Source organism: Celeribacter ethanolicus (assembly GCF_001550095.1).
Classification (GTDB): domain Bacteria; phylum Pseudomonadota; class Alphaproteobacteria; order Rhodobacterales; family Rhodobacteraceae; genus Celeribacter; species Celeribacter ethanolicus.
Genome location: NZ_LRUC01000010.1, coordinates 224,335 through 249,899, shown reverse-complemented (window position 1 = coordinate 249,899; position 25,565 = coordinate 224,335). Strand labels below are relative to the sequence as shown.

The 25,565-nt window shown below is 61.4% G+C and carries 26 protein-coding genes; 10 read left to right on the top strand and 16 right to left on the bottom strand.

Annotation, left to right across the window (positions count from 1 at the left end):
• Positions 1-190 precede the first annotated feature (190 nt).
• The 4 genes from phaC to NH195_RS05645 all read left to right on the top strand — a co-directional run bounded on the left by phaC (position 191) and on the right by NH195_RS05645 (position 4,559).
• The gene (gene phaC / locus NH195_RS05660; protein ID WP_066704406.1) at positions 191-2,008 is read left to right on the top strand and encodes a class I poly(R)-hydroxyalkanoic acid synthase; all 1,818 of its coding nucleotides are present in this window, start codon (positions 191-193) and stop codon (positions 2,006-2,008) included.
• A gap of 186 nt (positions 2,009-2,194) precedes the next feature.
• Entirely contained in the window at positions 2,195-2,638 is a 444-nt protein-coding gene (locus NH195_RS05655; RefSeq protein WP_066704405.1) for a Phasin, read from the top strand.
• A 335-nt stretch (positions 2,639-2,973) separates the two neighbouring features.
• Positions 2,974-3,513 carry a polyhydroxyalkanoate synthesis repressor PhaR gene (gene phaR / locus NH195_RS05650; protein ID WP_066704403.1) on the top strand — a complete coding sequence of 180 codons (540 nt, stop codon included), beginning with the start codon at positions 2,974-2,976 and terminating at the stop codon, positions 3,511-3,513.
• A 101-nt stretch (positions 3,514-3,614) separates the two neighbouring features.
• Positions 3,615-4,559 carry a LysR family transcriptional regulator gene (locus NH195_RS05645; RefSeq protein ID WP_066704401.1) on the top strand — a complete coding sequence of 315 codons (945 nt, stop codon included), beginning with the start codon at positions 3,615-3,617 and terminating at the stop codon, positions 4,557-4,559.
• A gap of 54 nt (positions 4,560-4,613) precedes the next feature.
• Here the strand turns inward: NH195_RS05645 and NH195_RS05640 are convergent, their stop codons facing one another.
• The 11 genes from NH195_RS05640 to NH195_RS05590 all read right to left on the bottom strand — a co-directional run bounded on the left by NH195_RS05640 (position 4,614) and on the right by NH195_RS05590 (position 15,136).
• The gene (locus NH195_RS05640; RefSeq protein WP_066704399.1) at positions 4,614-5,816 is read right to left on the bottom strand and encodes a DegT/DnrJ/EryC1/StrS family aminotransferase; all 1,203 of its coding nucleotides are present in this window, start codon (positions 5,814-5,816) and stop codon (positions 4,614-4,616) included.
• A 164-nt stretch (positions 5,817-5,980) separates the two neighbouring features.
• Positions 5,981-7,333, bottom strand: a complete 1,353-nt coding sequence (locus tag NH195_RS05635; RefSeq protein WP_066704395.1) for a glutamine synthetase family protein — start codon at positions 7,331-7,333, stop codon at positions 5,981-5,983.
• A 2-nt stretch (positions 7,334-7,335) separates the two neighbouring features.
• The gene (locus NH195_RS05630) at positions 7,336-8,028 is read right to left on the bottom strand and encodes a type 1 glutamine amidotransferase (RefSeq protein ID WP_066704393.1); all 693 of its coding nucleotides are present in this window, start codon (positions 8,026-8,028) and stop codon (positions 7,336-7,338) included.
• 107 nt (positions 8,029-8,135) lie between these two features.
• Positions 8,136-9,479, bottom strand: a complete 1,344-nt coding sequence (locus NH195_RS05625; protein WP_066704392.1) for a glutamine synthetase family protein — start codon at positions 9,477-9,479, stop codon at positions 8,136-8,138.
• Between the two features lie 9 nt (positions 9,480-9,488).
• The gene (locus NH195_RS05620) at positions 9,489-10,295 is read right to left on the bottom strand and encodes an ABC transporter permease (RefSeq protein ID WP_066704389.1); all 807 of its coding nucleotides are present in this window, start codon (positions 10,293-10,295) and stop codon (positions 9,489-9,491) included.
• The gene (locus NH195_RS05615) at positions 10,292-11,182 is read right to left on the bottom strand and encodes an ABC transporter permease (RefSeq protein WP_066704385.1); all 891 of its coding nucleotides are present in this window, start codon (positions 11,180-11,182) and stop codon (positions 10,292-10,294) included. The genes NH195_RS05620 and NH195_RS05615 overlap by 4 nt, the downstream gene beginning before the upstream one ends.
• Before the next feature lie 63 nt (positions 11,183-11,245).
• A complete protein-coding gene (locus NH195_RS05610; RefSeq protein WP_066704378.1) occupies positions 11,246-11,959 on the bottom strand; it encodes a transporter substrate-binding domain-containing protein in 714 nt (237 codons plus the stop codon).
• A gap of 33 nt (positions 11,960-11,992) precedes the next feature.
• Positions 11,993-12,784 (bottom strand): ABC transporter ATP-binding protein, encoded by a 792-nt coding sequence (locus NH195_RS05605; RefSeq protein ID WP_066704376.1) that lies wholly within the window; start codon positions 12,782-12,784, stop codon positions 11,993-11,995.
• A 220-nt stretch (positions 12,785-13,004) separates the two neighbouring features.
• On the bottom strand, positions 13,005-13,445 hold the full coding sequence (locus NH195_RS05600) for a tellurite resistance TerB family protein (protein WP_066704374.1): 441 nt from the start codon (positions 13,443-13,445) through the stop codon (positions 13,005-13,007).
• Between the two features lie 99 nt (positions 13,446-13,544).
• On the bottom strand, positions 13,545-14,456 hold the full coding sequence (gene ppk2, locus NH195_RS05595) for a polyphosphate kinase 2 (RefSeq protein WP_066704372.1): 912 nt from the start codon (positions 14,454-14,456) through the stop codon (positions 13,545-13,547).
• 86 nt (positions 14,457-14,542) lie between these two features.
• Positions 14,543-15,136 (bottom strand): LysE family translocator, encoded by a 594-nt coding sequence (locus tag NH195_RS05590; protein WP_066704370.1) that lies wholly within the window; start codon positions 15,134-15,136, stop codon positions 14,543-14,545.
• 110 nt (positions 15,137-15,246) lie between these two features.
• Between NH195_RS05590 and NH195_RS05585 the strand changes: the two genes are divergently transcribed.
• From NH195_RS05585 to NH195_RS05575, 3 genes are all read left to right on the top strand, one after another.
• Positions 15,247-15,690 (top strand): Lrp/AsnC family transcriptional regulator, encoded by a 444-nt coding sequence (locus NH195_RS05585; protein ID WP_066704505.1) that lies wholly within the window; start codon positions 15,247-15,249, stop codon positions 15,688-15,690.
• Between the two features lie 132 nt (positions 15,691-15,822).
• Positions 15,823-16,452, top strand: coding sequence for an FMN-binding negative transcriptional regulator (locus NH195_RS05580; RefSeq protein WP_066704367.1), 630 nt, complete (start codon positions 15,823-15,825; stop codon positions 16,450-16,452).
• Positions 16,453-16,527: 75 nt separating this feature from the next.
• Positions 16,528-16,875, top strand: a complete 348-nt coding sequence (locus NH195_RS05575) for a gamma-glutamylcyclotransferase family protein (RefSeq protein WP_066704364.1) — start codon at positions 16,528-16,530, stop codon at positions 16,873-16,875.
• A 67-nt stretch (positions 16,876-16,942) separates the two neighbouring features.
• On the opposite strand, the gene rpiB is transcribed toward NH195_RS05575, so the two are convergent.
• The 3 genes from rpiB to secG form a co-directional block, all read right to left on the bottom strand.
• Positions 16,943-17,392 carry a ribose 5-phosphate isomerase B gene (gene rpiB / locus NH195_RS05570; RefSeq protein WP_066704359.1) on the bottom strand — a complete coding sequence of 150 codons (450 nt, stop codon included), beginning with the start codon at positions 17,390-17,392 and terminating at the stop codon, positions 16,943-16,945.
• A gap of 12 nt (positions 17,393-17,404) precedes the next feature.
• Positions 17,405-19,048 (bottom strand): CTP synthase, encoded by a 1,644-nt coding sequence (locus NH195_RS05565; protein ID WP_066704353.1) that lies wholly within the window; start codon positions 19,046-19,048, stop codon positions 17,405-17,407.
• A gap of 215 nt (positions 19,049-19,263) precedes the next feature.
• Entirely contained in the window at positions 19,264-19,629 is a 366-nt protein-coding gene (gene secG / locus NH195_RS05560) for a preprotein translocase subunit SecG (protein WP_066704351.1), read from the bottom strand.
• 134 nt (positions 19,630-19,763) lie between these two features.
• Between secG and NH195_RS05555 the strand changes: the two genes are divergently transcribed.
• Positions 19,764-20,309, top strand: coding sequence for a GNAT family N-acetyltransferase (locus NH195_RS05555; protein WP_066704348.1), 546 nt, complete (start codon positions 19,764-19,766; stop codon positions 20,307-20,309).
• Here the strand turns inward: NH195_RS05555 and NH195_RS05550 are convergent.
• Complete coding sequence (locus NH195_RS05550) at positions 20,267-21,352, bottom strand: bifunctional transcriptional activator/DNA repair enzyme AdaA (protein WP_066704346.1); 1,086 nt, start codon at positions 21,350-21,352, stop codon at positions 20,267-20,269. The genes NH195_RS05555 and NH195_RS05550 overlap by 43 nt on opposite strands.
• Before the next feature lie 208 nt (positions 21,353-21,560).
• Here NH195_RS05550 and NH195_RS05545 point away from each other — a divergent pair, with 208 nt between their 5' ends.
• Complete coding sequence (locus NH195_RS05545; RefSeq protein WP_066704344.1) at positions 21,561-22,856, top strand: adenylosuccinate synthase; 1,296 nt, start codon at positions 21,561-21,563, stop codon at positions 22,854-22,856.
• Between the two features lie 13 nt (positions 22,857-22,869).
• Positions 22,870-23,103, top strand: coding sequence for a DUF2842 domain-containing protein (locus NH195_RS05540; protein WP_066704342.1), 234 nt, complete (start codon positions 22,870-22,872; stop codon positions 23,101-23,103).
• 47 nt (positions 23,104-23,150) lie between these two features.
• On the opposite strand, the gene NH195_RS05535 is transcribed toward NH195_RS05540, so the two are convergent.
• Entirely contained in the window at positions 23,151-25,436 is a 2,286-nt protein-coding gene (locus tag NH195_RS05535) for a hypothetical protein (protein WP_066704337.1), read from the bottom strand.
• Positions 25,437-25,565: the final 129 nt, after the last annotated feature.

Below are 25,565 nucleotides of genomic sequence, written 5' to 3'. Positions count from 1 at the left end.
TGCATCTCCTTTGGACGTCCAGGGCTGCGTCTGATCCGACCGCGCCTTTCGGGGCGGTCCTCTCGTCTCATGTGGGACTCTGTGCCATCTCGATCGGCCTTCCCACGGGCGCACTCTGACGTTATCGTGATGAATATATTCTTACAGCAAACCGCAGTGCTGCAAGTGCAAAATATTGGGAGGATGCGTGATGACAGGGGACGGAGCTGTTAAAACGCCTGAGAACACAGTTGAAAAGACGTTGGATCTGGACAAACTCAACGCCAATATCCTGAAGATTGAGGAATTGTCGTCCCGGCTGGCTGCTGCGCTTGCACAAAAGAAACCGATTCCCCCCGCCCTGCAGGGGCCGGGGCAGGAGCTTTTCGTCAAGGCCGCGAGTGCCTACATGGCCGAGATGATGAACAACCCGGCCCGGGTCATCGAGCATCAGGTGGGCTATTGGGGCAAGACCCTCAAGCATTACATCGAGGCACAGAACCGTCTTGCGCAGGGCAATCTGTCCCCGCCGCCCGACGAGACGCCGAAGGACCGCCGCTTCGCCAACCCGCTCTGGGAAACGAACCCGTTCTTCAACTTCCTTAAACAGCAATATCTGATGAATTCGGACGCCCTGCATGAGGCGGTGAGTGATCTCGAACTTCTCGACGGGCACGACCGCAAGCGGGTGGATTATTTCACCAAGCAGCTCATCAACATGATGGCACCGACGAATTTCCTCGCCACCAACCCGGATGCGCTTCAGCATGCGGTGGAGACCGAGGGCGAAAGCCTCGTGAAAGGGCTCGAGAATCTGGTGCGCGATCTGGAGGATCACCACGGCGAGCTGGTCGTCAATCTCGCCAACAAGGAGGCCTTCAAACTGGGCGAAAACATCGCCACGACGGAGGGCTCCGTGGTGTTCCGTAACCGGATGTTCGAACTGATCCAATATGCGCCGACGACCGAAACGGTGCACAAGATTCCGCTTCTGCTCTTCCCGCCCTGGATCAACAAATTCTACATTCTCGACCTGCGCGAACAGAATTCGCTGATCAAGTGGATCGTCGATCAGGGCTATACCGTCTTCGTCGTTTCCTGGGTCAACCCGAACGAGGGCTATGCCGAGGTCGGCATGGACCAATATGTCGAGGAAGGCTTCCTCACCGCCATCGCACAGGTCAAGGAGATCACCTCCGAGCCGAAGATCAACGTCATCGGGTATTGCATCGCGGGCACGACCCTGTCGCTGACACTGGCGCTGATGAAGCAACGCAAGGACAGCTCGGTCAAATCCGCCACCTTCTTCACCACGCTGACCGATTTCTCCGATCAGGGCGAATTCGGGGTCTTCCTCGATGACGATTTCGTCGATGCGATCGAGGCGGAGGCGAAGCGGACCGGTCTCATGAAATCGCTCTACATGAACCGCACCTTCTCCTATCTGCGCTCGAACGACCTGATCTATCAGCCCGCGATCCGCAGCTACATGATGGGGGAGGCGCCGCCCGCCTTCGATCTTCTGTACTGGAACGGCGATGCCACGAACCTTCCCGGAAAGATGGCGGTGGAATACCTGCGCGGTCTGACCCAGCGCGACGAATTCGCCACCGTGGGCTATAAGGTCTGCGGCACCACCGTGCATCTCTCCGAGGTCAATGTGCCGCTCTGCGCCATCGGCTGCGAGACCGATCACATCGCGGCGTGGAAAAGCTCCTACAACGGCATCCGTCAGATGGGCTCGAAGAACAAGACCTTCCTCCTTTCCGAAAGCGGTCATATCGCCGGGATCGTCAACCCTCCCTCGAAAGGCAAATACGGCCATTACACCAACCCGGACATGACCCTGTCGCCGGAGGACTGGCAGGCCGGGGCGGAGTTTCACAAGGGCTCGTGGTGGCCGACCTGGGAGGCCTGGCTCAAACCGAAGTCGGGCAAGATGGTGCCTGCGCGGGTTCCGGGCGATTCGGGACGGGAGATTCTCGCTCCGGCCCCCGGCACCTATGTGAAGATGACGGCGACGCCCTGAGATAACCGTCTGGGACTGCGTCGTTTTGGGTATATTTCTGCACTGCAGCATAAATCTCTTGATTTTCTGCGGCGCGGCATGCATATTCTATGGCAAGCGCAGCAAAGGCATGATGCCAAAGCGCGCATCACCAGCGAAAACCCGGAACGGGCCGCTTTCGCACCCAAAGCCAGAAGGATATGTGACATGGCCAAGACCGACGATTTCACCAAGATGATGAAAGACATGATGGGCAACTTCCCGCTCGACATGTCCGCGATGCAGGAAAGCTTCAAAACCCAGGCGTCTTTCGCCGAAAAACTCTCGAAAGTGGCCATCGAAGCCGCCGAGAAATCCACCGAGCTGTCGTCCAAATGGACCAAGGACACCCTGGCGAAAGTCTCCGACATGACCGCCGTCAAGGAAGAACCCGCCGATTACACCAAGGCGCTGACCGAGTTCGCCTCCGTTCAGGCCGAAATGGCCGCCGAGAACATGGCCGCCTTTGCCGAAGTCGCGAAAAAAGTCCAGATGGAAACCATCGAGCTGGTTCTGGCTGCCGGCAAGGACATGGGCGAAGACATGACCGCCGCCGCGAAAAAAGCGACGGACGAGATGACCAAAGCCGCGAAAAAAGCGACTGCGAAGTAAGGCATCCCTTACCTCTCCGCGTTTCTCCTCCTCCCTAGAAACGTGGATCATGAACGGGCCCCCATCTGCGGGGCCCGTTTTCGCATCTGCAAAAGCGGTTCTTCTGGTTGCGGTAACAAAAACATCCTGATTTCTTTTGCTTTTGAAAAATCGCTCGCATAGGCTTGCTGCATTGCCAATACGGCGTCTGCCCCGGATGGGAAGACGCCCTGTTTGTGAACCGCTGACGACGTTTTCCGGGAATTCCGGACATTCGATAAAAACTCCGACGGGACATTCCGGCGAGAAAAACCGGCGGCGTGTTCGCAGGAAACGCCTTAGGGAGGGGAGCCCAAATGGCCGACAAGAAAGATCCTTTGCTGATCAAACGCTATGCTTCGAGACGTCTCTACAACACGGAGACCTCCGATTACGTCACACTCGAAGACATCGCGGGTTTCATCCGCGAGGGCCGCGACGTGCAGATCGTGGACCTGAAATCCGGTGACGATCTCACGCGCCAGTACCTGTTGCAGATCATCGCCGAACACGAAAGCCGTGGGGAAAGTGTGCTGCCTCTGGGCGTGCTGACCGATCTCGTGCGCAGCTACACCACCGACATCCAATCCGTCGTGCCGCAGTTTCTGGCGCAGAGCTTCGACATGCTGCGGCAGGGTCAGGAGCAGATGATGCAGAATTTCGGCACGCAAATGCCGCAAATTCCCGGTTTCGAAGCGCTTCAGGCCCAGCAGGAGGCCTTCCTGAAGGCGATGACCGGCGGCATGGGCAAGAACTGGTCCTCACCGAAACAGGACACGCCTGAAGGGGGCGAAGATCTCGGCGAGATCAAGAAGCAGCTCGCTGAGCTTCAGGAAAAGCTGTCCAAGCTGTCGTGATCGCGCCACATGACCCCGGACAAACCCCGCAACCTGCGGGGTTTTCTTTTTTCTGTGAGCTTTTTTGAGTATTTGGATCAGCAAAGGAAACGGGGGGCATCATGAGCGACAAGGTCGGACGTTTGACGCTTTGGGGTGTCGAGGTGTTTCTCGCCGTCTCCGAGGAGGGCTCCGTGTCCGCGGCTGCCAAGCGTCTCGGTGCCTCGCCCTCTGCGGTGTCGCAACAGATCTCCAATCTGGAGACCGCGCTGGGCACCGAACTGATCAACCGTCGTGAACGGCCGATGTCGCTGACGCCTGCGGGCCGGGTTCTGCGGCGCCGGGCGCAGAGCATCCTGCTCGAAGCGGCCCGTGCGCGTTCCGAGATCGCCGGGCTGGATCTGAGCCATCTCGCGCAATTGCGTCTCGGCATGGTGGAGGATTTCGAATCCTCCGTGACCCCCTTGCTGATCACCCAGATGGCGGATCGTCTCACCGAAACCCGCTTCGAGCTTGAGACCGGTCCGTCGCACCGGTTGCTCGACCGGCTGGAAAACCGTGCGCTCGATGTGATCGTCGCCGCCGAACTCAGTGACGGTGGGGACTGGTCGGAGAGCCATCCCTTGTTGCAGGATCCGTTCGTGGCCGTGGTGCCGAAAGGGCGCCATGCGGCGGTGAAGGAGCTGCCGCTGATCCAGTACACCCGCCGCCATGCCATGGGACGGATGCTCGCCGAACATCTGGCAGTGCAGGGCATGACGCTCACTCATCGCTTCGAGCTCGACAGTTACCGCGCGATGATCGCCATGGTGGCGGGCGGCACGGGCTGGACGATCCTGTCTTCTCTGGGGGTGCTCAACGCCGGACGCTATGCCGACCAGATCGAGGCCATTCCCCTTCCGGTCGCGCCCTTGTCGCGGCAAATCTCGCTGACCGTGCGCCACGACGGCATGTCGGAAATGGCGCGTGAAGTGGCCGATCAACTCGTTCCGCTGTTGCAGGCGCAGGTGGTCGATCCAATGGTTGCGACCTATCCGTGGCTCGGCGGCTATCTCAAGATTCTGTAATGCAAAACGCCTCCCCGGTGGGAAGGCGTCAAAGTCTTGCGGAGCAGGGTGGGCTTATTCCGCCGCGACCCGCACGCCCTTGACCTCTCCGGCCGCGGCCAGAAGTGCGTCGGCGATGAAGTCGCAATCCTCTTCGGTCAAACGCGCCGGAAGCCGGGTGTCGCAGGCTTTCGACAGCATCTCGCGGGTTTTCGGCAGATCGGGCGTTTCGCCCAGGAACTGCCAGTTCCAGAAGGCGCGGGCGTTGTCGGTCGAGAGGCCAAAGACCTGAACGGACACACCGCGCGCTTTGGCGGCGCTCTGGAAGGCCAGCGCCTCTTCGCGGGAGAAGTCCACGAGGTTGAACTGGAGGCTGTCCGGCGCACGCAGCTCCTTGTCGAGCTTCGCGGGCACGGTCAGATGCGGCGAGGTTTCAAGACGCGCGGCGGTGTAATCGTGGTTGCGACGCCCATCGGCGACACGGCGCGGCACCTCTTTCAACTGCGGGCGCACCAGCACGGCGGACATGTTCGACAGCCGGGTGTTGTAGAGCGGCAGTTGGTTTTGCCACTTGGCGAATTCGGCGGAGAGCGCATTGTCGCGCTGTGGGTTGTGCTTCGCCCAGTTGTGTTCGTAAGCGCCAGACATAATCACGGCGCGGGCCATGATTTCGGGATCGTCGGTGATCATGATCCCGCCTTCGCCGGCATTCAAAAGCTTGTAAGACTGGAAAGAGAAACAGCCGATTTTACCGATGGTGCCGATGTTCTGGCCGTCCCAGACGGTGCCGAGCGAGTGGGCGGCGTCTTCGATGAGCGGAATGCCCTTGGCGTCGCAGGCGGCCTTGATCGCATCCATGTCAGAGGTATGGCCGCGCATGTGGGAAATCATCACCGCATCGGCCTCTTCAATCTTGGCGTGGAAATCGTCGAGGTCGATCCGGTAATTGTCATTGCACTCGACCAGAACCGGCTTGCAATCGGCATGCACGATGGAGGAGGGCACGGCGGCAAAGGTGAAGGCCGGGATCAGAACCTTGGCGTCACGCGGCAGGTTCAGCGCCTTGAGCGACAGGAACAGCGCGGCGGAGCAGGAGGCCACGGCAAGAGCGTATTTCGCACCCAGCATCTCGGCGAATTCGCGCTCCAACAGCGTCACGGGCGCATTGCCCGGCGCGGTGTAGCGGAACAGATCGCCCGAGCTCAGAAGCTGTTCGACAATCTCGCGCGCTTCTTCGGGGATCGGTTCGGCGTCGTAGACATTGGGCCCGAGACTCATGATTTCACCTTTTTGAAATTCTTCTTTCAGAATAACTGTAAGTGTTGTGAGGTCGGAAATCTACTCCCTCGCCGGGCGGCAGGCGAAATTTCGCAAAAGCTTCATGGAAATGCGTGCGAAAAAGGGGGCGCATCGGCCCCCTTTGTCTTGGTCTGTGATTTGGCTCACACGTTGAGCAAAAGATGCTCGCGCTCCCAGGGGGAAATGACCTGAAGATAAGCTTCGTTCTCGGCCCGTTTCACAGTGGTGTAGACCCGCACGAAGTCCTTGCCCAAGACCTCCTGCATCTGTGTCGCGCCTTCGAGCAGGTCGAGTGCGGAGGCGAGCGTTTCCGGGATGCCCTCGGCGGAATCGTAAGCGTCGCCGACATATTCCGCCCGCGGTTCGCGCCGTTCCATGAGGCCGAGATACCCACAGGCCAGCGAGGCGGCAATCGACAGGTAGGGGTTGACGTCCATCCCCGGCAGGCGGTTCTCGATGCGCCGCGCCTCGGGGCCGGAGATCGGCACGCGCAGCCCGGTGGTGCGGTTGTCGCGGCCCCATTCGAGGTTGATCGGCGCGGCGAAATCGCGGACGTAACGGCGATAGCTGTTCACATAGGGCGCATGGATCGCAATCGTGGAGGCGAGGTGGTTTTGCAGCCCCGCGATGAAATGCAGGAAGGCCTCGGATTCCGATCCGTCCGGGTTGGAAAAGATGTTCTCGCCCGTGTTGATGTCCACCACCGAATGGTGGATGTGCATCGCCGAACCCGGCTCGTCCTGAATGGGTTTCGCCATGAAAGTCGCGAAACAATCGTGACGTAGCGCGGCCTCGCGAATGAGCCGTTTGAAATAGAACATCTCATCGGCCAGTTTCACCGGATCGCCATGGCGCAGGTTCATCTCGATCTGCCCGGCGCCGCCCTCTTGCAGGATGCCGTCGATCTCCAGCCCCTGCGCTTCGGCAAAGTCGTAAATGTCGTCAATGATCGGCCCGTATTCATCGACCGCCGACATGGAATAGGCCTGCCGCTGCGCCGCGCGGCGACCCGTGCGGCCAATCGGCGGTTCGACGGGTTGGTTCGGATCGGTGTTCTTCGCGACGAGGAAGAACTCCATTTCGGGCGCCACGATCGGGTCCCAGCCCTGTTCGTGATAAAGCTGCACCACGCGTTTCAGCACGTTGCGCGGCGCGACCGGGACCATCTGGCCGCTTTGATCGAGCACATCGTGAATGACCTGAAGCGTGCAGTCGGCGGTCCAGGGGGCAGCGGTCGCGGTCTCGAAATCCGGAACCAGAACCATGTCCGGTTCGGTGAAGGGCGCATCCGCATCTTCCACCCAGTCGCCGTTGATCGACTGCAAGAAGATCGAGTTCGGCAGGTAGAAATGCTTTTGCTTTTCGAATTTCATCGCGGGCATGGCCTTGCCGCGCGCGATGCCGGACAGGTCGGCGACGATGCATTCCACCTCGTCGAGTTTGCGCCCGTCCATAAAGTCCAGCGCCGCCTGCGGCAGTTTGTCGAGAAATTCCATGGTCAAAGCGCCTCCCGGCCGCGGGTCAGAAAATCCACCATCAGATCGGCAAAGCGTTTGTCGTCGGTGGGCAGTGTGTTCTCTTCCTGCGCCCGTTCCATGAGCGCGAGCGGATAGGCCGGATTGCCCATGCGCGAGGAAATGTAATCGGCGATGATCGGATTGCTCAGTTCCGGGTGGGGCTGAATGGTCAGGATGCTGTCGCCATAGACCAGCGCCGCGTTTTCGCAGAACGCGTTGCCGCCCAGAACTTCGGCTCCTTCGGGCAGCGTCGTGACCTGATCCTGATGCCAGGCATTGAGATGGATCGGCCCCAGAGGCGCGATGTCATAGGCCTGCCGTCCGACGGCCCAGCCGCCTTTGAATTTCTCCACCGTGCCGCCAAGCGCCGTGGCGATGATCTGATGGCCGAAACAGATCCCGGTCATGCGTCGGCCGGAGGCATGAATGTCGCGGATCAGCGCTTCGAGCGGTTTGATGAACGGATGATCCTCATAGGCCCCGTGGCGCGAGCCGGTCAAAAGCCAGGCGTCGGCATCCTCCGGGCCTTTCGGGAAATCCATGTGCTCGACGTCCCAGGCCTCATAGGAAAAATCTGGCCGGTCGAAGAGCCGTTTGAACATCAGTGGAAAATCCCCGTGAATTTGCGCGACGGGGTCGGGCGCGTGTCCGCATTGCAGAATGCCGAGTTTCATAAGTCACCAAGAGCTTTGGAATGATCCGACGCTAGCGCTTCGCCGCGCACCCGACAAGAGGGCAGGCGGCAAAGCGCAGAAATTTGATCAAAAACATCGGGGGCCGCTCAGACCGTGTCCAGATAAAGCTCCACCTGCTCCTCGGGGGTCAGCTCCATCCAGTCGCGAAGCTCCTGACGTTTGGTCAGCGTCAGGTTCTGGATCAGTTCCGCCGGGAAGATGCGGCGCATCATCTCCGAGGTTTCGAACTCGGCAATCGCCGTGCCCCAGTCGCCTGGCATCTCGGGCAATTCCTGTGCATAGGCATTGCCGGTGATCGGTGGCGGGGCTGTCATCTTGTCTTCCATGCCGATCAAAGCCGCGCCAAGGATGGCCGCGATCATCAGATGCGGGTTCACATCGCCGCCCGACACCCGGTGTTCGATCCGCCGCGCCTTGTGCGAGCCGCCCGGCACGCGCACCGCCGCCGTGCGGTTGTCATAGCCCCAGCAGATCCGGGTCGGCGCGTGCGCCCCGGGCACCAGACGGTCATAGGAATTGCCATGCGGTGCAAACAGGATGGTCGACGCCGGGATCGCCGCAAGGCACCCGGCAATCGCATGGCGCATCATATCCGTGCCTGCGGCCGTGCCATCGTCAAAGATATTGTCGCCGTTCTCATCGAGCATCGAGAAATGGGTGTGCATGCCGTTGCCGGCATATTCGTCGTAGGGTTTCGCCATGAAGGAGGCGGCAAAGCCATGTTTGCGCGCCAGCCCCTTGACCATCAGTTTGAACAGCCACGCGTCATCGGCGGCCTTGAGCGCATCGGGCGAATACACGAGGTTGATCTCGAACTGCCCGAGACCCGCCTCGGAAATCGCGGTATCCGCCGGGATGTCCATCGCCTCGCAGGCCTCGTAGAGATCGGTGAAGAACCGGTCAAACGAGTCGAGCGCCCGGAGCGCCAGCGTCTCCGCCCCCGGACGGCGTTTGCCAGAGCGCGGCGAGCGCGGCACGCGCAGTTGACGGGAACTGTCATCGACAAGGTAGAATTCCAGCTCGGTCGCCACAACAGGGGTCAGCCCCTTGGCCTTGTAACGCTCCAGCACACGCGCCAGCACCTGACGCGGATCGCCATCGAATGGCCGCCCGTCCTCATGGAACATCCACATCTGCAACAGCGCCGTCGGCCCTTCGAGCCAGGGCATCGGAATGAACCCGCGCTCGGTCGGCAGCAAAACCCCGTCCTTGTCGCCGCTCTCGAATACCAGCGGGCTGTTCTCGATATCCTCGCCCCAGATGTCGAGGTTCAGAACGGAGAGGGGAAAGCGCGTGCCCTCGGTTTCCACCTTGTCGGCATAGCGCGCGGACATGCGCTTGCCACGGGCCTGACCGTTGAGGTCAGCCGCCGCGATGCGGATGGTTTTAACGTCGGGATTCTGGGCAAGCCAGCTGTGGGGGGAAGTCATGAGACACCATTAACGAAAGATTTGCGCCAGCATCCGGGGCCGTTTCTGGCGAGGTTGCGGAAGGTGGCGGTTCAGCCGCTTTCCGATCAGGCCATAGACCGTGATGATGCAGAGCGTCGCCACGACGAAATAGCCCGCGAGGATCGGGTAGGGGATGAACGGGTTGAAGGTCTTGTCGGCAAAATAGGAGGCGTAATAAAGGGCGTCGCCCTTTTGCTGCAAGGCCGGGAAACCGGAGAGGAACACGAGCGTTGTCGAGTGGAAGATGAAAATCGCCTCGTTCGTATAGGCGGGCCAGGCGAGCCGCATCATGGTCGGCCAGACGATCCGGCGGAAGCGTTTGAACCCGGTAAAGCCATAGGCATCGGCGGCCTCGAGATCGCCTTTGGGGATCGCCATCAGCGCGCCATAGAAAATCTCGGCGGAATAGGCCGTGGTGTTGAACCACAAGACGATCGCCGCCCCCAGCCATGCGTTCGTCAGATTGCTCAGCATCGGCACCGATTGCTTGATCGTCAGGAACAGGAAATAGGCAAAGAAGAACTGGATGAACAAGGGCGAGCCGCGGAACACGAAAATGAACCATTCGGCGGGTTTGCGGATCAGCGGATTGGAAGAGGTCTTCGCCAGCGCCAAGGCCTGCGAGGTGAAGAACCCCAGCAGGATCGCCAGAATCCCGAAATAGATGTTCCAGATCATCCCCGATCCGATCAGGGTCACCTGATCGCAGAGCGTGATTTCCGTGGTCGGCAGGCGGCGTTCGCCATAGCCCAGCGACCGGAAGGCATAGCTTGCAAGCGTTTCGGAACAGCTCATGCCGTGGCCCCCGCTTTGCGCATCGCCTCACCGGCGGCGGTGGCCTGACCGCGCGACAGTTTGCGGGTGATCCGGGCGAGCACAATCTCCGAGACTTTCGTAAACAGCAGGTAGAACACCAAAAGCCCGAAGAAATAATACACCCGCCAGTCGCCATGGGGATAATCGGTGAACCGCGCCGTCTTGGTGTTGCCAAGCTCGCGCGCCCAATAGACCACATCCTCGACCCCCAACAGGAACAGCAAAGGCGTGGCCTTGATCAGCACCATCCAGAGGTTCGACAGGCCGGGGATCGCATAGGTCCACATCTGCGGCACCATGATGCGCCAAAACGTCTGGCGCTTGGTCATGCCATAGGCCTCCGCCGTCTCGATCTGACCATGCGGCACCGCCTTGAACGCGCCCGCCAGCACATTGCCCGCAAAGGCGCCGAACACGATGGCAAAGGTCAGCACGGCAAGGCCGAAGCCGTAAATCTGGTGATAGATCTCGGGCGCGGAATTCAGCGGCAGCTTGGCCGCCGGGCAGACGATGAAATCATTGCCCTGCCGGATCGGCTGATCCCAGTCGGGACAGAGCACCTGATGCCGCGTCCATTCGAAGGCCTGATCGAGGGCGATGACGAAAAACAGGAAAAACACGATGTCCGGCACGCCGCGCACGATGGCCATGTAGATGTTCGACAGCCATTTCAGCGGGAAAAAATGCGACCGTGATCCGGCGGCGGCAGCAAAGCCGAAGGCCAGCGCCAGCGGCGCGGTCACGGCCAGAAGCAAAAGCACCGTCCCGAAGGAGGTGTAGAAAGCCATATGCTTCCCGGTCGTCAGGTAACAGCTCAGCCAATGCAGGCGGTCGAGCGTGTCAGGATCGGCGCAATAGGAAAAGATGGGACACCTGTTGGGCAGGGGGACGTGTGGCGGGGCGCGAACGCCCCGCCTCGGAAGGTCCGATCAGAAGGTCGGGCTGTCTTCGAGCCATTCCTTGATCAGCGCGTTCAGGGAGCCGTCGTCCTTCATGGACTGGATCGCCGCGTCGAATTTGGCGCGCAGCTCCGGGTCGGATTTGCGGAAGGCCATGCCGATGCCGCCGCCGAGCGGAACATCTTTGCCCACGAACATCAGGGTGCCTTCGCCGACGACCGGCATCAACGTGTCCTTGTCGGCCAGAACCGCATCGGCCTCGCCGGAGGTCACGGCGGCGACGCTGTCCTCGAAGTTCGGGAATTCAAGCAGGGTCGCACCGGTTTCCACCACATGCGCGGCCTGAATCGTGGAGGCCTGCGCCGCGACGATGCCGCCGTCCACATCCACGCCTTCGCTCATCGCCGCATAGGCGGAGGCCGACGGCGGGGTGTAGTTCTGCGAGAAGTCCACCTTCTCCTTGCGCTCGTCGGTGATCGACATGCCGGCGATGATCGTGTCGTAATTGCCGGAGAGCAGGTTCGGGATGATGCTGTCCCAGTCGTTGGTCACCCAGGTGCACTCAAGCTCGGCACGTTTGCAAAGCTCATCGCCCAGCACGCGTTCGAACCCGGCCACTTCGCCGTTGTCGTCGATGTAGTTGTACGGAGGGTAGGCGCCCTCCGTGCCCAGACGCACGGTCTCGGCGCTTGCTGCACCGGCCAGCAAAGCCAGGGCGGCGGCGGAAAGAAGGATCTTCTTCATGTGGTACTCCCCAATAGTCAGCGCAGATTGTGGTTAGGCCGGAACAGTCGCGCTCAGGAACTGTTTCAGGCGTTCGGATTTCGGGGCGCCGAACAGGTCGGAGGGATGTCCCTCTTCCTCGATCAGCCCCTGATGAAGGAAAATCACATGGTCCGAGATGTCGGAGGCCATGCGCATGTCGTGCGTCACGATGATCATCGTCCGGCCCTCTTCCGCCAGCGCCTTGATCACCTTGATCACTTCTTGTTCAAGCTCCGGATCGAGCGCCGAGGTCGGCTCGTCGAACAAAAGTGCGCGCGGCTCCATGCAGAGCGCCCGCGCAATCGCCGCGCGTTGCTGCTGCCCGCCGGACATCTGTGCCGGGTAAACGTCGCATTTGTCGCCGATGCCCACCTTGTCGAGATACATCCGCGCCTTTCCCTCGACCTCCTTGCGGTCGCGACCCAGCACCGTGATCGGCGCTTCCATGACGTTCTCAAGCACGGTCAGATGCGCCCAGAGATTGAATTGCTGGAACACCATCGACAGGTTGGTGCGGATGCGCATCACCTGTTTCGGGTCAGACGGGCGACGATGCAGCCCCTCGCCCTTCCACGAAATCGGTTCGCCCTCGAACAGAATTTCGCCCCGCTGGCTGTCCTCCAACAGGTTGGCGCAGCGCAGAAGCGTGGATTTGCCCGAACCGGAGGAGCCGATAAGCGAGGTCACATGGCCGCGCGGGGCGGTCATGGACACGCCCTTGAGAACCTCGAGATCGCCGTAGGCCTTGTGCAGGTCACGGATCTCGATGACGGGCGTCGCGGGATTTGAGTTATTGGTCAACATTGCCAAGAGTTAGGGCTAAACTTTCAGCAGATGCAACAATGAACGGCGAAGTGCCGTGGGGTTCTGCCCGAGTTTTGATCAAATCGCGGGGCGGCGCACAGCCCTTGGGCGAAAAGCGCGTGCTTTGTCCCGTTAAAGGGCAGTAAGGCTCATGAAACGGGCAATTCGGGAGATCATGCAGGCAGAAACGCGCGGCGACGATTCCCCGACGTCAGGCGGGTTACTGTCGCGCCTCGATCCTTTGGCGAGCCAAGGCGCTGTCGCGATCGTTGATACCCAGAAGGTTCGACACCAGCCGCAAAAGCGCGTCTTCACCCTCGTCACGCTTGCCATCGGCGAGAACCACGGACCAGAGCCCCTCCAGCACGCCGATCCGTTCTTCGAACGGCACCGCCTCCTTGATGGCACGGGTGAAGCGCACGGTGTCGGGGGCTTCCGACTCCAACTGCTCCGCCTCGCCCCGGAGCTTCGCCGCCTCGAACGGCGACAGCGCGTAGCGGCTCATCAGAACTTTCGCGATCCGTTCCGCCTCTTCCGGGGCATAGCGCCCATCGGCGCGGGCCACCCGCACCAAAAGTGCGGCCAAGGCCAGACGCGCGTCCGCATCGGGAAGCTGGGCAGGCTGCGGTTGCAGCAGGGTTTTGAGAAAATCGCCGAACATGAGACCGATATAGGGCAGGGCGCGGCGGCGGGGAAGCCTCCGCGTGTATCACGTTTTAGCGTGGTGGCACGCGCGCGCCCCTGCGTCCAGCCTTGCGGCTCAATATTTCTTCGGCACGTAAAGCTCTGGCGGCAGCACGGCGCGTTCGTAATCCTTCTTGTAGATCCGTTCCGGCAGGTGGATCTCATCATGCGGGATCTCGTGATAATCGAACAGCGACAAGAGGTGGTCGATGCAATTCAAACGCGCGCGTTTCTTGTCGTTGCCTTCAACGATATACCATGGCGCTTCCGGGATATTGGTGCGGAAGAACGTGTCTTCCTTGGCCTTGGTGTAATCCTCCCAACGGATGCGCGATTGCAGGTCCATCGGCGAGAGTTTCCACTGTTTCATCGGGTCGTGAATGCGCATCAGAAAGCGCATTTGCTGTTCCTCGTCGGTGATCGAGAACCAGTATTTCACCACCTTGATGCCGGAGCGCACCAGCATCCGCTCAAACTCCGGAACGTCCTGAAAGAACTGTTCGACCTGATCCTCATCGGCAAAGCCCATGACCCGCTCGACACCCGACCGGTTGTACCACGAGCGGTCGAACAACACGACCTCGCCCGCGGCCGGAAGATGCGGCACGTAGCGCTGGAAATACCATTGCGATTTCTCGCGATCCGACGGCGCCGGAAGCGCCACCACACGCACCACGCGCGGGTTGAGCCGCTGGGTGATCCGCTTGATCACGCCGCCCTTGCCCGCCGAGTCGCGCCCTTCGAACAGCACCACGACCTTCTGTCCGGTCTCCTGCACCCAGTCGTGGAACTTGATCAGCTCCGCCTGAAGCCGCAGCAATTCCCGGAAATAGATCGACCGTTCGAGCATATCCGGATGCTCTTTCTGGTAAATCTTCTTGATCTCCCGCGACAGGATCGAATCCTCGAGCTCAATCTCCCATTCCTCGTCCAGCGTGTCCGCGAGTTCCGCTTCCAGCCAGTCCTGGGCATCCTTGTCAAAGCTCATGATACGCTCCTGCCTCCCGTCTCTTGAAATCCGCCATCGGCGGCGCAAATGCCTCGCCGCTTTAACCACTCATATATGACGGTTTCTTAATGGAAAAGGATCGGCAGCAAGGACGCGACCAAAAGTGCCGCCATCGTCCAGTTAAACGCCACCAAACGCCGCGGATTGGTCAGAAAACGGCGGATTTCCTGCCCGAGCCAGGCCCAGAGCGAAATCGCCGGCAGGTTCATCAGCAGAAATCCGAAAGCGACGATCCCCGCAGCAAGCCATGTCGTGTCCTGCGCGTAATTGGTCTGCGCGCTGATCGCCATGATCCAGGCTTTCGGATTGACCCACTGGAACGCCGCCGCCTGCAAAAAACTGAGCGGCTTGCCCGTCGCTTCTTTCTCTCCGGGGGCTGCGGCATGCGCGATCTTCCACGCCAGCCACAGCATATAAAGCACCGCCACGACCATCATCACCTGCCGCAGCACCGGGAAGGTCTCGAAGGCTTCCGCAAGCCCAAGGCCCACGATGAACACCATCAGCGTGAACCCGAAGGCGATGCCAAACATATGCGGCAGGCTGCGGCGGATGCCGAAATTCGCGCCCGAGGCCAGCAACATAAGATTGTTCGGTCCCGGTGTCACCGAGGTGACGAAGCCGAAAGCGAGAAGCGCGAGAAAGAGCGTCATATCCATGCCGGTGAGTTTCCATGCCAGAACACATACCGGTGAAATTAGCCTTCCTCCGGCGCAATGACCGTGCAAAGATCGTTCTGAAGATCAAAAAATTGCACGAAATCACGGCCATGGATCGTATTGACGAAGATATATTGCGCGAACTGTCGCGCGACGGGCGGCAAAGCAACCTCGAACTTGCCGAGCGCGTCGGCCTGTCGCCTTCCGCCACCTCGCGTCGGGTCAGTGAGTTGGAACGCTCCGGCGTGATCCGAGGCTACCGCGCCGTGACCGATCCGCAAAAGACCGGACGCGGGTTCGTGACCTATATCGCCGTTGGCCTCTCCGCCCATAGCAAGGAGGCGCAAAAGGGCTTCGAGCGCGCCATGGAGGCGGCGTTCGAAGTGAAGGAATGCCATAACATCGCGGGCGCCTTCGAATATCTCCTGCGGATCGAGACCTCGGGGCTTGAGGCCTACAAGCGCTTTCATACGGAGGTCCTGGCGACCGTGCCGAACGTGGCCTCGATCACCTCCTACATCGTGATGGAAAGCCCCAAGGACCTGCGCGGCTGAACCGGTTTTGAGTATTTGCGGCACAAAGGAAACGGGCGCTCGGTGCTTTTCCTGCGTGCACCTTTCTGCCAGCGGCAAAAACATGTGCGGTCCGGTGGCAGGCGTGTTAGGTCGGGGCAACAGGAGACCGCCATGTACCGACCGAACAATTCCGCCATCGACGATCCCGAGGTTCTGCGCCATGTCATGACGGAGATCGGCTTTGCGGCCCTTGTCACGCCGCATGAGGCGGGGATCGAGGTCAGCCATGTGCCGGTTGTGGTGCGGGAGGAGGGCGGGGCGTCGGTGATCGAGACCCATCTGGCGCGCGCAAATCCGCACTGGAAACTGGCGGGCGCGCGCTCCGTTCTGATCTTTCAGGGACCGCAGGCCTATATTTCGCCGTCGTTTTACCCGTCGAAACAGGAGCATGGCAAAGTCGTGCCGACTTGGGCCTATATCGTGGTCCATGCCCATGGCGCCTTCGAGACGTTCAATGACGCGGAGGGGCTGGGCGCACATCTCGATGCGCTGACCGACCGGCACGAGGCGGGCCGCGCGGAGCCCTGGTCGGTGGCGGATGCCCCCGTGCCTTATGTCGCCGCTCTGAAACGCGGCATCGTCGGGCTGCGTTTCGTGCCGGAGCGGTTGGAGGGCAAGTGGAAGGTGAACCAGCACAAGAGCCTTGAAGACCGGCAGGGCACCTATGCGGGACTGATGGCCTCGGGCGAGCAGGGCGTCGATCTGGCGCAGGCTCTGGCGAGTTTCCCGGAGGGGGAGTGACGCAGAACCGGCTTGCGCCCCCGTCCGCGCATTTGTAGAGCGCTGGCAGTTTCATTTTTTCAGAGAGAGCCTGTCATGACCGCCCCCCGAAACGTATTGCTGTTTTCCTATGGCACCCTGCAACTCGAGCCGGTGCAGCTTTCCTCTTTCGGGCGCCTGTTGAACGGCGAGACGGATGCGATGCCCGGGTTTCGCAAGGAGATGATCGAGATCACCGATCCCGAGGTGCTGGAAAAGAGCGGTGAGCGGTTCCATCCCGTCGTGATGCCGTCGGCAGATCCGTCGGATCGGGTCGAGGGCATGGTGTTCGAGATCACCGAAAGCGAGCTTGCGGCGGCGGATCGCTATGAGGTGTCCGATTACACGCGGATCGAAGTGGGGCTCTGCTCCGGGAAAACGGCCTGGGTCTACGTCAAAGCCTGAGGCGGCTGAAGCAACGCAAAAGGCGCCCAGAGAGGCGCCTTTTTCGAATCCGGTTTGAGCGAGGGTCTTACCCCTCGATCTCCATGATCATATCGACCCGCGTGCCATGGCGGCCGCCTTCGAACTCTGCCGACAGGAACGCCTCGACGATGTCGAGCGCAAGCCCTTCGCCGATCACCCGCGATCCCATGGACAGCATGTTGGCGTCGTTGTGCTGGCGCAGCATCTTGGCGGAATAGGCCTCCGAGCAGACGCCGCAGCGGATGCCCTTGACCTTGTTCGCGGCCAGCATGATGCCCTGACCCGTGCCGCAAAGGATGATGCCCAGATGGCAATCGCCGGAGGCCACGAGTTTCGCTGCCGCTTCGCCGTGTTTCGGGTAATGCGTGCTCTCCGGTGTGGTCGGGCCGATGTCCACCGGCTCCCAACCGAGGCTTGCCACATGGGCGGCAATGGCCTGACGCAGCTCGATGGCGGCGTGGTCGGAAGACAGCGCGATGCGTTTGTTGTCAGTCATTTGGGACGGTCCTTACACCAGACGGGAGTTTTCTTTCGCGGCGCGGATGAAATCGCGGAACAGCGGCGCGGGGGCGAAGGGTTTCGACTTCAGCTCCGGGTGATATTGCACGCCGATGTACCACGGGTGATCCTTGGCCTCGACGATCTCCGGCAGGCGCCCGTCCGGCGACATGCCCGAGAACACCAGCCCGCAGGCCTCCAGCTTGTCCTTGTACTTGATGTCCACCTCATAGCGATGGCGATGGCGTTCCTCGATCTCGGTCGAGCCGTAGATTTCCGCCACTTTCGAGCCTGGCTTGAGGCTCGCGGTATAGGCGCCAAGCCGCATCGTGCCGCCCTTGGCGTCATCCGCCTTGCGCTGCACGGTGTGGTTGCCCTGCACCCATTCCTTGAGGTGGTAAACCACCGGCTCGAACCGTTTCTTGCCGGCTTCGTGGTCGAATTCCTCGGAGCCCGCGCTCTCGATCCCGGCCAGATGCCGCGCCGCTTCGATCACCGCCATCTGCATCCCGAGACAAATTCCGAGATAGGGCACCTTGCGCTCGCGGGCGAATTGCGCCGCCTTGATCTTGCCTTCCGTGCCGCGCTCGCCGAAACCCCCGGGCACGAGGATGGCGTCGAAGCCTTCGAGATAGGGGGCGGGGTCTTCGTGCTCGAAGGTCTCCGCATCGACCCACTCGACCTTGACCTTCACCCGGTTGGCCATGCCGCCATGGGTGAGGGCTTCGCTCACGGATTTATAGGCGTCTTCGAGCTGCACGTATTTGCCGACGATCGCGACCTTGACCTCGCCCTCAGGGTTGAAGATCCGGTCCGCCACATCATGCCAGACCGACAGGTCCGGCTTCGGCGCGGGGGCGATGTTGAACGCGTCCAACACGGCCTGATCCAGCCCCTCGCGGTGATAGGCCAAAGGCGCTTCGTAGATGGATTTCAAATCCGGGGCCGCGATCACATCCTCCTTGCGGACGTTACAGAACAGCGCGATCTTCTCGCGTTCCTTTTCCGGGATCGGATGTTCGGAGCGGCAGACCAGCACGTTCGGCTGGAGGCCGATGGTGCGCAACTCCTTGACGGAGTGCTGCGTCGGTTTGGTCTTCAACTCGCCGGAGGCCGCAATGTACGGCAATAGCGTCAGATGCATGAAGATACACTGACCGCGCGGGCGGTCCTGAGCGAACTGACGGATGGCCTCGAAAAAGGGCAGGCCCTCGATGTCGCCCACCGTGCCGCCGATTTCGCAAAGCATGAAATCGACCTCGTCGTCGCCGATCTCGATGAAATCCTTGATCTCGTTGGTGACGTGCGGAATGACCTGAATGGTCTTGCCGAGGTAATCGCCGCGCCGCTCTTTTTCGAGAACATTGGTGTAGATGCGCCCGGAAGAGACGGAATCGGTCATGCGCGCCGAAACACCCGTGAACCGCTCGTAATGGCCGAGGTCCAGATCGGTTTCCGCCCCGTCATCGGTCACGAAGACCTCGCCATGCTCGAACGGGCTCATCGTCCCGGGGTCGACGTTCAGGTAAGGGTCGAGTTTGCGCAAACGCACCGAGTAGCCGCGCGCTTGCAACAAAGCGCCGAGGGCGGCCGATGCGAGACCTTTCCCAAGCGAAGAAACAACACCGCCGGTGATGAAGACATAGCGTGCCATGGGCTGGAGAGGCTCCCGTGATAGTCTGAATTCTTGTCTTACGCCGCTCCAAAAGCCAATTTATCCGATCTTATCGACCGGTTGGCCCCTGCTCGAAACAACGTGGTTCACGGGATTTAAGAAATAACAGATTCGGCCACCCCGCGCAACCAAACCGCAACATGTTGAGGGGAATTTCCCCTCAACTCTCAAGGTTTTGTTAATCTTTGGAAAGATCAGTCGGCGCGCGGCGGCGCAACCGGCGCATCTGTCGACGCCGGCGGCAGAAGATCGGCACCCGACGGCAGGGCCGGGGGCGTGGTGTCTTCGGTCGGTACGGTTTCTTCGGTGGTGACCCCATCCATCACGGAGGTGGCTGCCGCATCCTTGCGCGCCAGAACCGTCAGGGTCACCGAGGTGATGATAAAGCCGATGGCGAACAGCCAGGTCAGCTTGCTCAGCGCCGTGGCCGCAGCCCGGCCCGTCATGACGTCGCCGCCACCGCCCATGCCAAGACCGCCACCCTCGGATCGCTGCAAGAGCACAATGCCGATGAGGCAGAGCGCGAGGATCAGGTGGATGACGAGAATGACATTTTCCATGGATCAGGCCTTTGAGGTCGTACGATGGGGCTACTTAAGGGGTCTCATGATCTCGCGCAACCCTGATCTGGCCCGATGGGCCGGACAAAACCGCCGGGACTTGTGTTTCCGGCAGGCTTGCGCATTCTGCCCCCATGACCGAGACATTTTTCATCCGCCCCGCCACGCGTCAGGACGCTTTGCCGATTGCCGAGGTTCAGGTCGCCGTCTGGCGCTCTGCCTATCGCGACCTCTTGCCCGATGCACTCATTGACCGGATGACAGTGCCGGATCGGGAAAAAGGCTGGGTGAAAATCATCGACAGCTATGAAGCTTCGGGGCGAGGGGCGGTTTTTGTTGCGGTGCAAAACGATACTGTCGCGGGCTTTCTCTCCTGTGGCGATCAGCGCAACGCCGATCTCGTCAACGATTTCGCCGGTGAATTTTCGGCGATTTACGTCGCCTCCCCGCGCCAAGGCCTCGGCTCTGCGTTGATGGCCAGGGGCGCTCAGGCGCTTCGAGCCATGGGGCATGAGGCCGCCGCCCTTTGGGTGTTGACGGAGAACATGCCGGCGCGCGCATTCTACGAGGCTTTGGGCGGGAAACAGGTCGCCGAGCGGATCGACTCGCGCCCCGAAGCTGGGATCGACGAGGTCGCTTATGGCTGGGATACGCTCTCTGTTCTCGCCGCGCGGGCATAATCCGTCTCGATCTCCAAAAGCCGCTGCTTGCGCCACAATCCGCCGCCATAGCCGGTCAGCGATCCGTCCGTGCCGATCACCCGATGGCAGGGAATGAGAATCGCGATTTGGTTCGCCCCGTTGGCCCGCGCCACGGCCCGGCTCGCCGTGGGCCGTCCTATCTCGTCCGCAAGCGCGCCATAGCTGCGGGTTTCGCCCGCCGGAATCTCGCGCAATGCGTCCCAGACCTGTCCATAAAACCCGCTGCCGTGATAGGCCAGCGGGACGGTGAACACGGTCCTCTTGCCGTCGAAATACGCCGTCAATTCCCGCGCCGTCTGGTCATGGATCGCCGTCCGCCCGAACCCAAGCCGTCCCTTTGCCGCCTCCGCGAGTTTCCGCAGCTCGGTCGGCAGCGCCTTGCGGTCCATGAATTCCAGAAGATGCAGGCGGCGGTCATCCGCCACCGCGATCATCGGCCCCAGTGGCGTGTCGATCCAGTCGATGCTCAACAGCGGATCGGCACTCAGCGTACCGGGGGCCATCCCCAAAAGTGCGCCCACCCGCGCCCGGAATGCCGAGGCCGACGAGAACCCCGCCTCAAGCCCGGCTTCCAACACCGTACCGCCCTCGCTCATTACTTCAAACCCCCGCCGGAGCCGTTCCAGCCGAGCAAGCTCCAGAAAGCTCATCCCGAAATGCCGTTTGAACGCCCGGCGCACCGTGCCCCGGTCGTATCCCATCGCGGTTACGTCCGCCTCGCACCAGCGATGCTCCGGGCGTTCCCCGAGCGCGGTGAGCAACTCCTCGATCACCGGCTCCGCATCCGTCGCGGCCTTCAGGGGCTGGCAGCGTTTGCAGGGCCGGAACCCCGCCTCGATGCAGGCCCCGAGGCTGTCGAACCAGCGGCAGTTCTCGGGCTTCGGTTTGCGCGCGGGGCAGGTGAAGCGGCAGAACACGCCGGTCGAGGTCACACCCACCCAGGCGCGGCCCTCGTAAGACGGGTCGCGGGCGAGGAGCGCTTGATAGAGCGTGTCGGCGTCGGGAAGATCGAAAAGTGTCATGCGGGAAAGTGTAGCGGCAATGCGCGCGCCTGTCCGCCGGGAAAGCGGCGTCGATTTTCGCTCTCGTGCGGTGCGTGTCGGGGGCCGACAAAAGTCCGACGCAAATCCGACGCTTTGCCGACCGGTCCAAACAGCGCAGTTTTCGGTTTCATCGCCCGACACGGATCGCTATACAGCTCCGGGCTTCATCCAATCCAAAGGACTCATTATGGCTAATGTCGTCGTTGTCGGCGCCCAGTGGGGTGACGAGGGGAAAGGCAAGATCGTGGACTGGCTCTCGGAGCGCGCGGACATCATCGCGCGGTTTCAGGGCGGTCACAACGCTGGCCACACGCTTGTCATCAACAACCAGGTTTACAAGCTGAACGCGCTGCCCTCGGGCGTTGTGCGCGGCGGTAAGCTGTCGGTGATCGGCAACGGGGTCGTGCTCGACCCGTGGCACCTCGTCAACGAGATCGCCAAAATTCGTGAGCAAGGCGTTGATATTTCGCCGGAAACTCTGATGATCGCGGAGAACACCCCGCTCATCCTGCCGATCCACGGCGAGCTGGACCGCGCCCGCGAAGAGGCCGCTTCCAAAGGCACCAAGATCGGCACCACCGGTCGTGGCATCGGCCCGGCTTACGAGGATAAAGTGGGCCGTCGCTCCATCCGCGTCGCCGATCTCGCCGACGAAGCCACGCTCGAAGCGCGCGTCGACCGCGCCCTTCAGCACCACGATCCGCTGCGCAAGGGGCTTGGCATCGAGCCGGTGGACCGTGAGCGTTTGCTCAATGATCTCAAAGCGATCGCCAAGGAAATCCTGCCCTATGCCGGTCCGGTCTGGAAGGTGCTGAACGAGCAACGCAAAGCCGGCAAGCGCATCCTGTTCGAAGGCGCCCAAGGCGCGCTTCTGGACATCGACTTCGGCACCTATCCGTTCGTGACCTCCTCGAACGTGATCGCCGGTCAGGCGGCCACCGGCGTCGGCATCGGCCCGACCTCCATCGACTATGTGCTCGGCATCGTGAAGGCTTACACCACGCGCGTGGGGGAAGGCCCGTTCCCGACCGAGCTTCTCGACGAGGACGGCAACCGTCTCGGCACGCGCGGTCATGAGTTCGGCACGGTGACGGGCCGCAAACGCCGCTGTGGCTGGTTTGACGCCGCCCTCGTGCGCCAGACCTGCGCCACCTCCGGCGTGACCGGCATCGCCTTTACCAAGCTCGACGTTTTGGACGGCTTCGAGACGCTGAAAATCTGCGTCGGCTACGAACTCGATGGCGAAGTGCTGGATTACCTGCCGTTCGCCGCCGAAGATCAGGCCCGCTGCACGCCCGTGTACGAGGAAATGCCCGGCTGGTCCGAGTCGACCGAAGGCGCGCGGAGCTGGAACGATCTTCCTGCCAACGCCGTCAAATACGTCAAGCGCGTCGAAGAACTGATCGACTGCCCGGTGGCGCTTCTGTCCACCTCGCCCGAGCGCGACGACACCATCCTCGTCACCGACCCGTTCGCCGACTGAGGGGCGTGGTCTGATGGCGCTGTCCTACAAGGCACGCAGGCGTCTGGCGCTTCTGGTGCTGGTGCTCGGCCTGCCGCTCTATATCGTGATGGCCGTGACCCTCATGAACTGGATCGACCGGCCGGGGCTTTGGATGGAACTGGCGGTCTATGTCGGGCTCGGCGTGCTTTGGGCCTTTCCGCTCAAGGCGGTGTTCAAGGGCATCGGTCAACCCGACCCGGATGCCTCCGACGACCGTAACGTATAAAAAAGGCCGCCTCTCGGGGCGGCCTTTTTCATTGTCTTTAAACGGTTTTATTGCGGCTTGAACCGCGTCGTGTCTGCCACTGTGAACTGGCCCCGGCTTTGCTTGCGGATCTTGCCCTGACGCAAAAGCTGCCCGAAGGAGCGCAGACGTTCCTCGACCGGCACATCCTCCGGCATCGCCGCTTTCGCCAGATGCATGATCTGCGGCCGGGTCACCGTTTCGCGGCCCTGGACGAAACTCGAAAACGCTGCGGCGGCTTCGAGAATATCGGTAAGGCTCTCGGCCCCTTGGGCTTCGGCAAAGTCGGCGAAGGTGACGCCGGTGTCGGGCGCGGTTGTGCTGATCTCTTCGACCGTGTCGAGCGCTTCGGTTTCCTGCACCGCCAGAGCCGCGCGGGACACGCGGCGCGGGCGTACCGGGGTGATGTTGGCACCATTCGGCAGGTCTTTCGGCGTGTCGATGCGTTGTTCGGACACCAGCATCAGCGGCGGCAGTTGCCGACGCGTCTGACCGGCACCCTCGGGACGGCGGGGGCGCACGACGCGGGCGAGATCTTCCTTGTAGACCTCGGCTTCGTCTTCCTCGGCGACATCGCCTTTTTCGCTTTTCTCGGCGCGGATCGCGGTCACGGCGGCTTTCAGATGCTGGATCGCGTTGCGGCGGCGGGTGTTTTCGCCCTTGGCCATCTCGCGGTCGGCCTCATCCATCAGGCGCGACATCGAGGCATCGGAGGTGTCGAAGACATTGCGCGTGTCGCTGTCGTCCTCGGTCTCGTCCCCCTCGGCGAAGAGCGCGGCGGGGGCCTCGTCTTCGATGTCTTTCTCGATCTCGCCGTCTTCCTCGACCTCGGCGGCGATGGCAACCTCGGCCAGCTCGCGCATCAGCTCGTCTTCGTCTTCGGCATCGAGAGACGAGGAACCAAGCTCACGGCGCAGGGTTTCGGTCAGCGCTTCGGGTGCCTCGTTGGAAGCGGCCTCTTCAACCGGTTCTTCATTCGCAACCGGCTCTTCCTCTGCGGTTTTCGCCTCGAAATCGGCGCGGCGCATCTTCACCACACGAGCGCGAACACGCTGGAGCGGTTCGTTGATGGCGGGGCCGGCCTCGTCCTCGGCGGTCTCGACCGGACGCGTGGCTTCGGCGATGTCGGCGGCGAGATTGGGGTCCATCTCGTGCCGTTCGGCATCGTTGTCCGCCGCGTTGGCGATCTCATCGGCGATTTCGCCTGCCTCTTCCGCTGCCTCCTCCGAGACTTGCAGAGAGGAGAGCACATTGCCGAGCGTGACGTCTTCGTCCGTTTCCGGGGACAGGTCCGTAGCCATCTCTTCGATCGCCGGGGTGTCTTCGTAGGGCTCTTCCCCGGTTTCGCTCGCAGTTTCGATGCCTGTGATCGCGTCCGCGATGGCGTCCGTGCTCTCTTCAAGGGCCTCGTTCTCTGCGCTGTCGGCAATGTCGCCGTTCATTTCCGCGATGATTGCGGCGGCTTCCTGAAACGGTGCGGCGATGCGCGAGGGTTTCCCGGCGTCGGCCTCTTCGGGGGCGTCGGAGGGGGGGGCATCTGCGAGCGTGACTTCGGCCAGATCGTTCCCTGCCTCGACCACGTCCTCGGTGGCCGCTTCGGCCTCCGGTGTCACGACTTCGTCTTCCGCTGCGCTTTCTTCGATCTCCGGTACGATTTCGGAAACCGGCGTCGCCTCTGCCACGGGGACGTCGTCCCGCGCCGCTTCGGTCTCTTCGACGAGTTCTTCCTCGAAACGCTCATGCAGGGCGGTCCCGGCAAAATTCATCGCGGCATTCTGATCCTCGGCGAAATCGGCCTGATTGCGTTGCGCCACGGCCGCACGGATGCGTTCGAGCTTGTCGGCAATCGAGCTTCCGGCCAGAGTTCCGGCCAGAGCTGCCTTGGAGCTCGCCGGTTGCGGCTTGGACGTCTCGACTGGCGCAGGTTCGGAAACGGTGTCGCGGGCCGGAACGCTCGGTTGTTTCGTCTCAGGCGCGGGGGCTTCTGCGATGACCGGTGCGGCAGCGGGCTGCGACGTATCCGTCACGGGGGCAGCCATGGGCCGGGCACGCTGATCCTGCTCCATTTGACGCAGCACCAGACCGCCTTCCTGCATGCGGGCCTCCACCCGACGCTGGATTTCCTTTTCGGCAATGGAGCTCAGCATCTGTGGATCGGGGGTCGGCGGTTCCGCGCCGAAATAGCGATCGTCTGCGGCGAGGTCGCGGAAATATTCCGCGATGGACCGCATCGTGTTGAACGGATCGTCAAATCCCTCCAGCGTACAGGAGAAAGTTCCGTAGGATACGGTCAGAATTTTACTGTCACTCACCATGCCAATACTCACTTTCTGCACTTGCTCAGCAGTCTCTTGTTTACCATGAATTGGTTCGCAAATCGGAACAAAACCGGGAAATGGTCGTGATCTTTTCCTGTCCAAAATATGGCAAAGAGGTTAACGAAG

Excerpts from the sequence above, each read along its gene's own strand:
- phaC (WP_066704406.1), top strand. The coding sequence starts at position 191 with ATGACAGGGGACGGAGCTGTTAAAACGCCTGAGAACACAGTTGAAAAG.
- NH195_RS05655 (WP_066704405.1), top strand. The coding sequence starts at position 2,195 with ATGGCCAAGACCGACGATTTCACCAAGATGATGAAAGACATGATGGGC.
- phaR (WP_066704403.1), top strand. The coding sequence starts at position 2,974 with ATGGCCGACAAGAAAGATCCTTTGCTGATCAAACGCTATGCTTCGAGA.
- NH195_RS05645 (WP_066704401.1), top strand. The coding sequence starts at position 3,615 with ATGAGCGACAAGGTCGGACGTTTGACGCTTTGGGGTGTCGAGGTGTTT.
- NH195_RS05640 (WP_066704399.1), bottom strand. The coding sequence starts at position 5,816 with ATGAGTCTCGGGCCCAATGTCTACGACGCCGAACCGATCCCCGAAGAA.
- NH195_RS05635 (WP_066704395.1), bottom strand. The coding sequence starts at position 7,333 with ATGGAATTTCTCGACAAACTGCCGCAGGCGGCGCTGGACTTTATGGAC.
- NH195_RS05630 (WP_066704393.1), bottom strand. The coding sequence starts at position 8,028 with ATGAAACTCGGCATTCTGCAATGCGGACACGCGCCCGACCCCGTCGCG.
- NH195_RS05625 (WP_066704392.1), bottom strand. The coding sequence starts at position 9,479 with ATGACTTCCCCCCACAGCTGGCTTGCCCAGAATCCCGACGTTAAAACC.
- NH195_RS05620 (WP_066704389.1), bottom strand. The coding sequence starts at position 10,295 with ATGAGCTGTTCCGAAACGCTTGCAAGCTATGCCTTCCGGTCGCTGGGC.
- NH195_RS05610 (WP_066704378.1), bottom strand. The coding sequence starts at position 11,959 with ATGAAGAAGATCCTTCTTTCCGCCGCCGCCCTGGCTTTGCTGGCCGGT.
- NH195_RS05605 (WP_066704376.1), bottom strand. The coding sequence starts at position 12,784 with ATGTTGACCAATAACTCAAATCCCGCGACGCCCGTCATCGAGATCCGT.
- NH195_RS05600 (WP_066704374.1), bottom strand. The coding sequence starts at position 13,445 with ATGTTCGGCGATTTTCTCAAAACCCTGCTGCAACCGCAGCCTGCCCAG.
- ppk2 (WP_066704372.1), bottom strand. The coding sequence starts at position 14,456 with ATGAGCTTTGACAAGGATGCCCAGGACTGGCTGGAAGCGGAACTCGCG.
- NH195_RS05590 (WP_066704370.1), bottom strand. The coding sequence starts at position 15,136 with ATGGATATGACGCTCTTTCTCGCGCTTCTCGCTTTCGGCTTCGTCACC.
- NH195_RS05585 (WP_066704505.1), top strand. The coding sequence starts at position 15,247 with ATGGATCGTATTGACGAAGATATATTGCGCGAACTGTCGCGCGACGGG.
- NH195_RS05580 (WP_066704367.1), top strand. The coding sequence starts at position 15,823 with ATGTACCGACCGAACAATTCCGCCATCGACGATCCCGAGGTTCTGCGC.
- NH195_RS05575 (WP_066704364.1), top strand. The coding sequence starts at position 16,528 with ATGACCGCCCCCCGAAACGTATTGCTGTTTTCCTATGGCACCCTGCAA.
- rpiB (WP_066704359.1), bottom strand. The coding sequence starts at position 17,392 with ATGACTGACAACAAACGCATCGCGCTGTCTTCCGACCACGCCGCCATC.
- NH195_RS05565 (WP_066704353.1), bottom strand. The coding sequence starts at position 19,048 with ATGGCACGCTATGTCTTCATCACCGGCGGTGTTGTTTCTTCGCTTGGG.
- secG (WP_066704351.1), bottom strand. The coding sequence starts at position 19,629 with ATGGAAAATGTCATTCTCGTCATCCACCTGATCCTCGCGCTCTGCCTC.
- NH195_RS05555 (WP_066704348.1), top strand. The coding sequence starts at position 19,764 with ATGACCGAGACATTTTTCATCCGCCCCGCCACGCGTCAGGACGCTTTG.
- NH195_RS05550 (WP_066704346.1), bottom strand. The coding sequence starts at position 21,352 with ATGACACTTTTCGATCTTCCCGACGCCGACACGCTCTATCAAGCGCTC.
- NH195_RS05545 (WP_066704344.1), top strand. The coding sequence starts at position 21,561 with ATGGCTAATGTCGTCGTTGTCGGCGCCCAGTGGGGTGACGAGGGGAAA.
- NH195_RS05540 (WP_066704342.1), top strand. The coding sequence starts at position 22,870 with ATGGCGCTGTCCTACAAGGCACGCAGGCGTCTGGCGCTTCTGGTGCTG.
- NH195_RS05535 (WP_066704337.1), bottom strand. The coding sequence starts at position 25,436 with ATGGTGAGTGACAGTAAAATTCTGACCGTATCCTACGGAACTTTCTCC.